At 62.9% G+C, this 12015-nt stretch carries 13 protein-coding genes; 1 reads left to right on the top strand and 12 read right to left on the bottom strand.

Features of this window, described 5'->3' with window-relative positions; genetic code table 11:
• Nucleotides 1-199: 199 nt before the first annotated feature.
• From rpoS to PP4_RS20925, 8 genes are all read right to left on the bottom strand, one after another.
• A complete protein-coding gene (gene rpoS / locus PP4_RS20890; RefSeq protein ID WP_009686059.1) occupies nucleotides 200-1207 on the bottom strand; it encodes an RNA polymerase sigma factor RpoS in 1008 nt (335 codons plus the stop codon).
• Nucleotides 1208-1315: 108 nt separating this feature from the next.
• The gene (locus PP4_RS20895) at nucleotides 1316-2173 is read right to left on the bottom strand and encodes a peptidoglycan DD-metalloendopeptidase family protein (RefSeq protein ID WP_016501143.1); all 858 of its coding nucleotides are present in this window, start codon (nucleotides 2171-2173) and stop codon (nucleotides 1316-1318) included.
• A 239-nt stretch (nucleotides 2174-2412) separates the two neighbouring features.
• Nucleotides 2413-3051: a protein-L-isoaspartate(D-aspartate) O-methyltransferase gene (locus PP4_RS20900; RefSeq protein WP_015269209.1), complete on the bottom strand. Its 639-nt coding sequence runs from the start codon at nucleotides 3049-3051 to the stop codon at nucleotides 2413-2415.
• A 35-nt stretch (nucleotides 3052-3086) separates the two neighbouring features.
• On the bottom strand, nucleotides 3087-3836 hold the full coding sequence (surE, locus tag PP4_RS20905; RefSeq protein WP_016501144.1) for a 5'/3'-nucleotidase SurE: 750 nt from the start codon (nucleotides 3834-3836) through the stop codon (nucleotides 3087-3089).
• Nucleotides 3824-4882 carry a tRNA pseudouridine(13) synthase TruD gene (gene truD / locus PP4_RS20910; protein ID WP_016501145.1) on the bottom strand — a complete coding sequence of 353 codons (1059 nt, stop codon included), beginning with the start codon at nucleotides 4880-4882 and terminating at the stop codon, nucleotides 3824-3826. The genes surE and truD overlap by 13 nt, the downstream gene beginning before the upstream one ends.
• On the bottom strand, nucleotides 4879-5352 hold the full coding sequence (gene ispF, locus PP4_RS20915; RefSeq protein ID WP_016501146.1) for a 2-C-methyl-D-erythritol 2,4-cyclodiphosphate synthase: 474 nt from the start codon (nucleotides 5350-5352) through the stop codon (nucleotides 4879-4881). The genes truD and ispF overlap by 4 nt, the downstream gene beginning before the upstream one ends.
• Before the next feature lie 166 nt (nucleotides 5353-5518).
• Entirely contained in the window at nucleotides 5519-6373 is an 855-nt protein-coding gene (fghA, locus tag PP4_RS20920; protein ID WP_016501147.1) for an S-formylglutathione hydrolase, read from the bottom strand.
• A 10-nt stretch (nucleotides 6374-6383) separates the two neighbouring features.
• Nucleotides 6384-7496 (bottom strand): S-(hydroxymethyl)glutathione dehydrogenase/class III alcohol dehydrogenase, encoded by a 1113-nt coding sequence (locus PP4_RS20925; RefSeq protein ID WP_016501148.1) that lies wholly within the window; start codon nucleotides 7494-7496, stop codon nucleotides 6384-6386.
• Nucleotides 7497-7603: 107 nt separating this feature from the next.
• Here PP4_RS20925 and PP4_RS20930 point away from each other — a divergent pair, with 107 nt between their 5' ends.
• Nucleotides 7604-8500, top strand: a complete 897-nt coding sequence (locus tag PP4_RS20930) for a LysR substrate-binding domain-containing protein (RefSeq protein ID WP_016501149.1) — start codon at nucleotides 7604-7606, stop codon at nucleotides 8498-8500.
• A gap of 70 nt (nucleotides 8501-8570) precedes the next feature.
• On the opposite strand, the gene ispD is transcribed toward PP4_RS20930, so the two are convergent.
• From ispD to kdsA, 4 genes are all read right to left on the bottom strand, one after another.
• Complete coding sequence (gene ispD / locus PP4_RS20935; RefSeq protein ID WP_016501150.1) at nucleotides 8571-9278, bottom strand: 2-C-methyl-D-erythritol 4-phosphate cytidylyltransferase; 708 nt, start codon at nucleotides 9276-9278, stop codon at nucleotides 8571-8573.
• Entirely contained in the window at nucleotides 9275-9556 is a 282-nt protein-coding gene (gene ftsB, locus PP4_RS20940; RefSeq protein WP_004375443.1) for a cell division protein FtsB, read from the bottom strand. Before ftsB ends, ispD begins: the two co-directional genes overlap by 4 nt.
• A gap of 167 nt (nucleotides 9557-9723) precedes the next feature.
• Nucleotides 9724-11013: a phosphopyruvate hydratase gene (gene eno / locus PP4_RS20945; RefSeq protein ID WP_016501151.1), complete on the bottom strand. Its 1290-nt coding sequence runs from the start codon at nucleotides 11011-11013 to the stop codon at nucleotides 9724-9726.
• 154 nt (nucleotides 11014-11167) lie between these two features.
• A complete protein-coding gene (gene kdsA, locus PP4_RS20950) occupies nucleotides 11168-12013 on the bottom strand; it encodes a 3-deoxy-8-phosphooctulonate synthase (RefSeq protein ID WP_016501152.1) in 846 nt (281 codons plus the stop codon).
• Between the last annotated feature and the right edge of the window lie 2 nt (nucleotides 12014-12015).

Genomic DNA, 12015 nt, shown 5'->3' on the forward strand with positions numbered 1-12015 from the left:
TACTGCGACTTGCATAGATAGCTTACAAAACAAGTAAGAAAAGGCTTACACGCAATGTTACTGGGGTAGCGCAGTACACATTGGATATCTGTTTTACCCGGCAGATTTTGGGGCTGCAAAGCAGCGCCCCCGACATTCTCAAATGACACACACAAAAACGCCCCGAGGTCATCGGGGCGTTTTGTGTGACAGGCCTTCGCTACTGGAACAGCGACTCGCTGGACAGGCCGTTCTTCTCAAGGATCTCTCGCAAGCGCTTGAGCCCCTCGACCTGGATCTGCCGTACCCGTTCCCGGGTCAAGCCAATCTCCAGGCCTACGTCCTCCAGGGTGCTGCTCTCATGCCCACGCAGGCCAAAGCGACGCACTACCACTTCCCGCTGTTTGTCAGTCAGCTCGCCCAGCCACTGGTCGATGCTCTGCGACAGGTCGTCATCCTGCAGCAGTTCGCACGGGTCGGTGGGGCGGTCGTCGGTCAAGGTGTCGAGCAGGGTCTTGTCCGAGTCCGGGCCAAGCGACACGTCCACGGAAGACACCCGCTCGTTCAGGCCCAGCATGCGCTTGACCTCGGCGACCGGTTTCTCCAGCAGCGTGGCGATTTCTTCCGGGGAGGGTTCGTGGTCGAGTTTCTGGGTCAGCTCGCGTGCGGCGCGCAAGTAGACGTTCAGTTCCTTGACCACGTGGATGGGGAGGCGGATGGTGCGGGTCTGGTTCATGATCGCCCGTTCGATGGTCTGGCGAATCCACCAGGTCGCATAGGTCGAGAAACGGAAACCACGCTCCGGGTCGAACTTCTCGACCGCACGGATCAACCCCAGGTTGCCCTCCTCGATCAGGTCGAGCAGCGACAGGCCGCGGTTCACGTAACGACGGGCAATTTTTACAACCAGGCGCAGGTTGCTTTCGATCATGCGCTTGCGGCCAGCGGGGTCGCCCTTCTGCGACAGGCGCGCAAAGTGCACTTCTTCTTCAGGCGAAAGCAGCGGCGAGAAGCCGATCTCGTTGAGATACAACTGGGTGGCATCTAGCGCCCGGGTGTAATCGATGTACTTGTGCTGCTTGAGCGAAGAGCCCGACTTGGCCCTCGTCCGAACCGAAGATACAGCAGGTTCGTCTGACACCACATCCGTTTCCAAAACGATGCCCGTCTCCATCAGGAGGACGTCATCGTCGATGTCAAACTCCGGCACTTCTTTACTGAGAGCCATTGTTATAGTCCTTTGCTGAGTTCGAACTCAGACTCGAGCGGCACCTTGATCCCTGGCAGCGCTGGAGCCTGTCCCCTCTACATCACAGGAACAGGCCGGGTACAACGATCAACGGCGTGGCAGGAACTGGAGTGGATCGACGGGTTTGCCCTGGCGGCGAATCTCAAAATGCAGCTTCACCCGATCTGTGCCCGTAGACCCCATTTCAGCAATCGACTGCCCTGCCTTGACCTGCTGCCCCTCCCGAACCAACAGCCTGCGGTTATGACCGTAGGCACTGACGTAGGTATCGCTGTGTTTGATGATGATCAGCTCGCCGTAGCCCCTCAAACCACTCCCGGCGTAAACCACCGCACCATCAGACGCAGCAAAAACAGGCTGTCCCAAATCACCGGCGATATCAATGCCTTTATTCAAACTACCGTTTGAAGCAAATTTTCCAATCAGCACGCCGTTGGCAGGCCAGGTCCAGCCGCCTACCGCGCGCTCCGCAGCGGGCACGGTGGCAACCACTGGCGAGCTGGTGGAGGGTGTCGGCGTGGCCGGTTTGCCGGTGCTGGCAGGCACCGTGGCAGTGCTGCCCACAGGCCGCCGCGTGACCGTGGTGCGGCTCGACGAGGACGGGTTGGTCACCACCGTGGTACTGCTGCTCGAACCACTGCTGAAACGAATCGCCTGGCCCGGGCGGATGGTATAAGGCGCCGGGATACCGTTACGCGCAGCCAGCTCCTTGTAGTCCCAGCCATAGCGGAAGGCGATGGAGAACAGCGTGTCACCCGGCTTGACGACGTACTGCCCGGACGTTACCGCCGGGCGCTTGGGCACGCTGTTGTTGCGGTCGACCACCCGCGCGCTGGTGTTACTGGTGCTCGAACAACCCACCAGTAGCGTGCCCATGGCCAGTGCAATCACCAGAAGCTTGAAACCCGACCCATCCTTGCGCTGCCGAATGACTGTGTGACCCACCCGCGCTCCCCTCATGGTGCCGAAATACGATATGAAGACAAGAAATGCAATATTGTTGCAATTATAACCAAGCCGGCCGGTAATGGCAGGCTGATGCAAAAAGCTGTAGCAAAGCCACGGTGCGCGCTGCGTGCTAGCGCTTCGCTCCGCCAGATAGACAGGGCGAAGCTGCAAGAATTCGCCGCCGGCGCAAAAATACCGCGCAGCTCACACCGCCAGCGCCCGACTCGACGCAGTGCTCAGGCCAGCGGGCCATTGAGCAGCGGTACGAAGCGCACTGCCCCCAGCACTCGGCGGGAGAATCCATGCTCCTCGCGCACGATCAGCATCAGTTGCTGGGTTTCGCCGGCCGGCCCCACCGGGATCACCATGCGGCCACCAGGTGCCAGTTGGTCAAGCAGTGCCTGCGGCACTTCCGGCGCCACTGCCGTGACGATAATGCCGTTGTACGGCGCCAGCGCCGGCCAGCCTTCGCAACCATCGCCCCAGCGGAATACCACATTGCGCAGGTTCAGCTCCACCAGGCGCTCTTTGGCCCGGTCCTGCAGCACCTTGATACGCTCGACCGAGAATACCCGCTCCACCAGCTGGGCAAGGATCGCCGTCTGGTAACCCGAGCCAGTGCCGATCTCCAGCACTTTGTCCAACGGACCGGCTTCGAGCAGAAGCTCGCTCATGTGGGCAACCATGAAGGGCTGCGAGATGGTCTGGTTGTGGCCGATCGGCAACGCGGTGTCTTCGTATGCACGATGCGCAAGTGCCTCGTCGACGAACAGATGACGCGGGGTACGCCGGATCACGTCGAGCACCTTGGTGTTCGACACACCCTCTTCGCACAGGCGCTGGATCAGACGCTCCCGGGTACGCTGGGAGGTCATGCCGATGCCACGCCGCAGCATATCGTCCTCGCGCATCAGAGCACGCCCTCCAGCCAACCGTCGAGCTGCTCGAAGGCATCATTGAAGGTACGGTCGAGCTGCAGCGGCGTGATCGAGACGAAGCCTTGCATCACCGCATGGAAGTCGGTGCCAGGGCCGCCATCTTCGGCATCACCGGCCACGGCGATCCAGTAGCCTTCCTTGCCGCGCGGGTTGACCACCTTGGTCGGTGCCGCCGCCCGCGCCCGGTGACCGAGGCGGGTGAGCTGGATGCCACGGATGTGCTCCAGCGGCAGGTTGGGGATATTGACGTTGAGGACGGTGCGTGGCGGCAGCACCAGACGCGACTGTGCCTCGACCAGGCGACGGGCGATGTAGGCCGCCGTCGGCAGGTTGTCCGGCTGACGCGACAACAGCGAAAACGCCAGTGATGTGGTGCCCAGGAAACGGCCTTCCAACGCAGCGGCGACCGTACCGGAGTACAACACGTCATCACCCAGGTTGGCACCGAGGTTGATCCCCGACACGACCATGTCCGGCACCTGCGGCAACAGCCCATTGAGCCCCAGGTGCACACAGTCGGTCGGTGTGCCGTTGAGGCTGATGAAGCCGTTGGCCAGGGTCTGCGGGTGCAGTGGCCGGTCCAGCGTCAGTGAACTGCTGGCGCCGCTCTTGTCTTGATCCGGGGCGATCACCGCGCACTCGGCATAATCCGCCAGCGCAGCGTGCAGCGCGGCGAGGCCGGGTGCGGTAACACCGTCGTCGTTCGAAATCAGAATACGCATGGGCTGTCCGTCTGCCCTGCCGACACCAGATCCAAGACTTCGCGCACCACTACGGTGGCGAAGCATCCGGCCGGCAGGACGAATTCCAGTTGCAGGATATCAGGCTCGGGATAATGCCATGTCAGGCCGCCAATAGGGAGCCGCAAAATACGCCGTTCGTGATCCATGCCCGCCTGGGCCAACCACTGGCAAAGTGCCGGCTGCCGTGCGCCGACGGCATTTTCCAGCTGCGCGGTGGTGGCGCCTGCTGGCGAGTCGCCCTCGCCCCACATCGGGCCGGTCGGGTGCAGGTCGAGAATCGCCAGGCGTGGGTCGGCGCATTCCGCCTCACCAGCCGGGAAGAAGCTACGGCTATCGGTGAACGCCAGCAGGTCGCCGACCTGGGCCTGCGCCCAGCTACCTTCGGCGACACGTGCCGCCAGCACCTGGTTGAACAGGTAGCTGCGCCCGGCCGAAAGCAGCCGCGAACGCACGTTGCGCTGCTCGGGCAATGCCTCGCGCGCGGCCCAGTCGAGGGCGTCATGGACGTTGCCCCCGCCGTGACCGAAGCGCTGGGTGCCGAAATAGTTGGGCACACCGTGCTGCTTGAGCTGTGCCAGGCGTGCATCCACAGCCTGGTGGTCGGCAGCGAGGGCCGTCAGGCGCAGGGTGAAGCCGTTGGCCGAATGCGCGCCACGCTGCAGCTTGCGCTGGTGGCGCACCTGCTTGAGCACGCGCAGGCTGGCATCTTCAGCGCGCGACAGGTCCGGGTCGGCCTTGCCCGGCAGGTGCAGGCTGAACCACTGCCGGGTCAGGGCCTGACGGTCCTTGAGCCCGGCGTAGCTGATCGAACGCACCGGCACGCCTGCGGCGCGCGCCAGGCGGCGGGCAGCCTCTTCGGTGTTCAGGTCACGCTTTTCGACCCACAGCCACAGGTGCTCGCCTTGGCCGGACAGCGGAATGTCCAGCACTTCATCGACCTGGAAGTCTTCAGCCACCGCCTTGAGGACAGCAGTGCCCAAGGGTTCGCCCGATGCGCGCGGGCCCAGCAGTTCCAGTTCGGTCATGCCGGCAGCAGCAGGGCGACCGAATGCACGGCAATCCCCTCCTCACGGCCGGTGAAGCCCAGCTTTTCAGTGGTGGTGGCCTTGACGTTGACCTGGTCGAGTTCGACCTGCAGGTCTTCGGCGATGAGTTGGCGCATGGTCTCGATGTGCGGGGCCATCTTCGGCGCCTGGGCGACGATGGTGGCGTCGACATTGCCGACCTTCCAGCCCTTGGCCTTGACGATGCCGACTACATGGCGCAGCAGCACGCGGCTGTCGGCACCCTTGAATTGTGGGTCGGTGTCGGGGAAGTGCTTGCCGATATCGCCCAGCGCTGCGGCGCCCAGCAGGGCATCGCTCAGGGCGTGCAGCAGCACGTCGCCGTCGGAATGGGCCAGCAGGCCGTATTTGTGGGGGATACGCACCCCGCCCAGGGTAATGAAATCACCGTCGCAGAAACGGTGCACATCGTAGCCATGGCCAATACGCATAGAAAAACGCCCTGAATGAGTCAGGGCGTGATTCTACCTGCTTTGCAGGGGATTTGTGGGATTGGGGCTGCTGTGCAGCCCTTCGCGGGCACGCCCGCTCCCACAGGAGCCGCAAGCCTGTGGGAGCGGGCGTGCCCGCGAAGAAAACAACTCAGCCTTCGAAGCGTTAAACCCGCCCCAGTGCCACCGCATGATGGCGCAGGTGATCCTCGATGAAGCTGGCAATGAAGTAGTAGCTATGGTCGTAGCCCGGCTGCAACCGCAGGGTCATTTCATGCCCCCCTTTACGTGCAGCCTGCTCCAGCGCTTCGGGCTTGAGCTGCTTTTCAAGGAAGTCGTCACGGTCGCCCTGATCGACCAGCAACGGCGGGCATTGGCCAGCAGGGGTTTCGGCCAGCAGTACGCTGGCATCCCACTCGCGCCAGCGCGCCCGGTCTTCACCCAGGTAGCGGCTGAAGGCCTTCTCGCCCCACGGGCAGTCCATCGGGTTGCTGATCGGCGAGAACGCCGACACCGAGCGGTAGCGCCCCGGGTTGCGCAAGGCGCACACCAGCGCGCCGTGCCCACCCATGGAGTGGCCGCTGATGCTGCGCTCGCCCGACGCCGGGAAGTGCGCCTCGATCAGCGCCGGCAACTCCTCCACCACATAATCGTGCATGCGGTAGTGCTGGGCCCAGGGTTGCTGGGTGGCGTTGAGGTAGAAGCCGGCCCCCAGGCCGAAGTCCCAGGCGCCGTCCGGGTCACCCGGCACCTGCTCGCCACGCGGGCTGGTGTCGGGGGCCACGATGATCAGCCCAAGCTCCGCAGCCATGCGCTGGGCGCCGGCCTTCTGCATGAAGTTCTCGTCGGTGCAGGTGAGGCCGCTAAGCCAGTACAGCACCGGCAGCTTCTCGCCCTGCTCGGCCTGCGGTGGCAGGTACACGGCAAACACCATGTCGCAGCCCAGCACCTTGGAGTGATGCCGGTAACGCTTGTGCCAGCCGCCGAAGCTCTTCTGGCAGGAGATGTTATCCAGGCTCATGGCACGCCTCTCAGAAGTGGATCACGCTGCGGATGCTCTTGCCTTCATGCATCAGGTCAAAGGCTTTGTTGATGTCCTCCAGGCCCATGGTATGGGTGATGAAGGTATCCAGCGGAATCTCGCCTTTTTCAGACATTTCCACGTAGCTTGGCAGCTCGCTGCGGCCACGCACGCCGCCAAACGCCGAACCACGCCAGACGCGGCCGGTGACCAGCTGGAACGGACGGGTGGCGATTTCCTGCCCGGCACCGGCCACGCCGATGATGACCGACTCGCCCCAGCCCTTGTGGCAGCATTCCAGGGCAGCGCGCATCAGTTGCACGTTACCAATGCACTCGAAGGAGAAGTCCACGCCGCCGTCGGTGAGGTCGACGATCACTTCCTGGATCGGGCGGTCGTATTCTTTCGGGTTGATGCAGTCGGTGGCACCCAGTTGGCGGGCGATCTCGAACTTGGCCGGGTTGATGTCGACGGCAATGATGCGCGAGGCCTTGGCCTTGACCGCACCGATCACTGCCGACAGGCCGATGCCGCCCAGGCCGAAGATGGCCACGGTGTCACCGGGTTTGACCTTGGCGGTGTTGAGCACCGCGCCGATACCGGTGGTGACGCCACAGCCCAGCAGGCAGACCTTTTCCAGGGGCGCTTCTTTCTGGATCTTGGCCACGGAGATTTCCGGCAGCACGGTGTACTCGGAGAAGGTCGAGGTGCCCATGTAGTGGAACAGCTGCTGGCCCTTGTACGAGAAGCGCGTGGTGCCGTCCGGCATCAGGCCCTTGCCCTGGGTAGCGCGGATGGCCTGGCACAGGTTGGTCTTGCCCGAGAGGCAGAACTTGCACTTGCCGCATTCCGGGGTGTACAGCGGGATCACATGGTCGCCCACGGCCACCGAGGTCACGCCCTCGCCTACCGCTTCGACGATCGCGCCGCCTTCATGGCCGAGGATCGACGGGAAGATGCCTTCCGGGTCGGCACCGGACAGGGTGTAGGCATCGGTGTGGCAGACACCACTGGCGACCACACGCAGCAGCACTTCACCGGCCTTGGGCATGGCCACGTCGACTTCGACGATTTCCAGGGGTTTCTTGGCTTCGAAGGCTACGGCAGCACGGGACTTGATCATCAAAGGTCTCCAGACAGAGGGTCGATTCAGACTAACAGTGTAATTCACCGCCTTTTGATGAATAATCCGGCCAAAGACAAAACATTATTGCCACACAGGGACAATCCATGAGCAGCCGATGGGAAGGCATCGACGAATTCGTCGCCGTGGCGGAATCGGGCCAGTTCACGGCAGCAGCCGAACGCCTGGGGGTTTCGTCGTCTCACATCAGCCGCCAGATCGCGCGGCTGGAGGAGCGCCTGCAGACGCGCCTGCTGTACCGCAGCACCCGCCGGGTCACCCTGAGCGAGGCCGGGCAGACTTTTCTGCAGCATTGCCAGCGCCTGCAGGATGGCCGCGAGGAAGCCCTGCGCGCCATGGGTGACCTGGCCAGCGAACCCAAAGGGTTGCTGCGCATGACCTGCGCGGTCGCCTACGGCGAGCGCTTCATCGTGCCGCTGGTAACACGGTTCATGGCGCTATACCCGCAGTTGCGGGTGGATGTGGAACTGAGCAACCACACCCTCGACTTGCTGCATGAGGGCATGGACCTGGCCATCCGCCTGGGCCGCCTGGCCGATTCCCGGCTGGTGGCCACGCGCCTGGCGCCGCGGCGCATGTACCTGTGCGCCTCGCCGGCCTACCTGGAACGTTATGGCCGGCCGCACAGCCTGTCGGAACTTGCGCGGCACAACTGCCTGGTGGGCAGTTCGGACTTGTGGGCACTGCAACAGGACGGCCGCGAGATCAGCCAGCGGATACAGGGCAACTGGCGCTGCAACAGTGGCCAGGCAGTGCTGGACGCGGCGCTGCAAGGGATAGGGTTGTGCCAGTTGCCGGATTACTACGTGCTGGAGCACCTGAACAGTGGTGCGCTGGTGTCCTTGCTGGAGGCGCACCAGCCGCCAAATACGGCAGTGTGGGCGCTGTATCCGCAGCAGCGGCACCTGTCGCCGAAGGTGCGGCGGCTGGTGGATTACCTGAAGGAAGGGTTGGCGGGGTTGCCGGAATATAAGCTTGGCTGAAGGGATACATTTGCTGTACCGGCCCCTTCGCGGGTGAACCCGCGAAGAGGCCGGTACAGAAGAGCGACGTTCAGCGCCTGCCCGCCCAGCGCTGGCGCAACCATTCCAGGTCTTCGGGGCGGGTGACCTTGATGTTGTCACTGCGCCCTTCCACCAGCCGCGGCGCCTGGCCGGACCATTCGATGGCAGAGGCCTCATCGGTCACCACCACGTCCGACACCAGGCACTCGGCCAGCGCCCGGTGCAACGCCCCAAGGCGGAACATCTGCGGGGTGTAAGCCTGCCAGATAGTGCTGCGGTCCACGGTGGCGCTCACCCGCCCATTACTGTCGGCACGCTTGAGGGTGTCGCGGGCCGGCACGGCCAGCAGGCCACCCACCGGGTCGTTTGCCAGTTCCGACAACAACTTGTCCAGGTCGCTGCGCGCAAGGTTCGGCCGCGCGGCATCGTGCACCAGCACCCAGTCGCTGTCCGAGGCCCCTTGGGCATGCAGCAACAGCAACGCATTAAGCACCGAATCGGCGCGCTCACGCCCGCCCGCTGCGCGCTGGATGCGCGAGTCGCTGGCGCAACGCAGGGTGGGCCAGAACGGGTCATCTTCAGCAATGCTGACCACCACGCCGTTAAGCCCCGGATGGCCAAGAAAACAGTCGAGGCTGTGCTCGAGGAGGGTCTGCCCGGCCAGCTCCAGGTATTGCTTGGGGCGGTCGGCAGCCATGCGGGCACCAACGCCCGCAGCAGGAATCACGGCCCAGAAGGCCGGCAAGGTATCGATCATTTCTGTGGCAACTGGAAGAGGGTTTCGCCCTCTTTGACCATTCCCAATTCGTGGCGAGCCCGCTCTTCAACGGTCTCCATGCCTTTTTTCAGCTCCAGCACTTCGGCATCGAGCACACGGTTACGCTCCAGCAGCCGCTCGTTTTCGGCATGCTGCTCGGCAATCTGCTGCTTCAGCTCGGTCACTTGCGCCAGGCTGCCATTACCCACCCACAGGCGGTACTGCAGGCCACCCAGCAGCAGGAGCAGGACGAGGAACAACCAATAAGGACTGCGCATCTAGGTATCCAGGTTAAAAAGACCGCCGCACACTATGCATTTCGGGGTCTCAAATAGCACGAAGCCTGGCCGAGGCCAGGCTTCGTAGACAGAAACCCGTTGGAACGTAGTAACGTTCAGTACGAACGTCCTACAGCTCCGGCTGCTGTCTTTTTACCATCTCTTGCTTAGCCGCGAAACTCGGCACGACCACGGTAAACCGCTTTGGCACCCAGTTGCTCTTCGATGCGCAGCAGTTGGTTGTACTTGGAAACGCGGTCGGAACGGCACAGCGAACCGGTCTTGATCTGGCCGGCAGCAGTACCTACGGCCAGGTCGGCAATGGTCGAGTCTTCGGTTTCACCGGAGCGGTGCGAGATCACCGCGGTGTAGCCGGCAGCCTTGGCCATCTGGATGGCTTCCAGGGTTTCGGTCAGCGAGCCGATCTGGTTGAACTTGATCAGGATCGAGTTACCGATGCCCTTCTCGATGCCTTCCTTGAGGATCTTGGTGTTGGTCACGAACAGGTCGTCGCCAACCAGCTGTACCTTCTCGCCGATCTTGTCGGTGAGGATCTTCCAGCCAGCCCAGTCGGACTCGTCCAGGCCGTCTTCGATCGAGATGATCGGGAAGCGCTCGGTCAGGCCTTTCAGGTACTCGGCGAAGCCTTCGGCGTCGAACGACTTGCCTTCGCCGGACAGGTTGTACTTGCCGTCTTCGTAGAATTCGGAAGCCGCGCAGTCCAGTGCCAGGGTCACATCGGTGCCCAGCTTGTAGCCGGCTTTTTCGACCGCTTCGGCGATGGCAGCCAGGGCGTCTTCGTTGGAAGCCAGGTTAGGCGCGAAACCACCTTCGTCACCCACGGCGGTGTTCAGGCCACGGGCCTTCAGCACGGCTTTGAGGTGGTGGAAGATTTCGGTACCCATGCGCAGGCCGTCGGAGAAGGTCTTGGCGCCAACCGGCTGAACCATGAACTCCTGGATGTCGACGTTGTTGTCGGCGTGCTCGCCACCGTTGATGATGTTCATCATCGGAACCGGCATCGAGTACTGGCCCGGGGTGCCGTTCAGGTTGGCGATGTGCGCGTACAGCGGCAGGTCCTGGTCCTGGGCAGCGGCCTTGGCGGCAGCCAGGGAAACAGCCAGGATGGCGTTGGCGCCCAGCTTGGCCTTGTTCTCGGTACCGTCCAGTTCGATCATGGCGCGGTCCAGGGCCTTCTGGTCGGAAGGGTCCTTGCCCAGCAGCAGCTCACGGATCGGGCCGTTGATGTTGCCGACGGCTTTCAGCACGCCCTTGCCCAGGTAACGGCTCTTGTCGCCATCACGCAGCTCCAGCGCTTCGCGCGAGCCGGTGGAAGCACCGGACGGCGCGCAAGCGCTGCCGATGATGCCGTTGTCGAGCAGTACATCGGCTTCCACGGTGGGGTTGCCACGCGAATCGAGAACTTCACGACCTTTGATGTCGACGATTTTTGCCATTGTTGTAAGCACTCCAGAATTGACGAAAACAACCTAGCTTAAGAAATTCTTGCCGTTCACCAGGCGGACTTTGCAGTGGGCAGGCCGGGTGAAGGGAGCCCCTGACCGATTGGTCAGGGGTGGATCGGGCGGTACTTTACCCGAGAAATGAGCTTTACGCGGTTTCTACCGTCGGAAAACTTTTCACCAGGTCGTCCAGTTGCTTGAGCTGGGCCAGGAATGGCTCCAGTTTGTCCAGGCGCAGGGCGCATGGGCCATCGCATTTGGCGTTGTCCGGGTCGGGGTGGGCTTCGAGGAACAGGCCGGCCAGGCCCTGGCTCATACCGGCCTTGGCCAGGTCGGTGACCTGGGCGCGGCGGCCACCGGCGGAATCGCTGCGACCACCCGGCATCTGCAGGGCGTGGGTCACGTCGAAGAACACCGGGTACTCGAACTGCTTCATGATGCCGAAGCCGAGCATGTCCACTACAAGGTTGTTGTAGCCGAAGCTCGAACCACGCTCGCAGAGGATCAACTGGTCGTTACCGGCCTCAGCGCACTTGGCCAGGATGTGTTTCATTTCCTGGGGTGCGAGGAACTGGGCCTTCTTGATGTTGATCACCGCGCCGGTCTTGGCCATGGCCACCACCAGGTCGGTCTGCCGCGACAGGAAGGCCGGCAGCTGGATGATGTCGCACACCTTGGCGACGGGCTCGGCCTGGTAAGGCTCGTGCACGTCGGTGATCACCGGCACGTTGAAGGTGCGTTTGATCTCTTCGAAGATCTTCAGCCCTTCTTCCATGCCCGGACCACGGTAGGACGTCACCGACGAACGGTTGGCCTTGTCGAAGCTGGCCTTGAACACGTACGGGATACCGAGCTTCTCGGTCACCCGCACGTACTCTTCGCAGACCTTCATTGCCAGGTCACGGGACTCCAGGACGTTCATGCCGCCGAACAGGACGAACGGCTTGTCGTTGGCGATCTCGATGTTACCGACGCGAATGATCTTCTGGGTCATTG

Origin of the sequence: Pseudomonas putida NBRC 14164 (assembly GCF_000412675.1) — a bacterium.
Classification (GTDB): domain Bacteria; phylum Pseudomonadota; class Gammaproteobacteria; order Pseudomonadales; family Pseudomonadaceae; genus Aquipseudomonas; species Aquipseudomonas putida.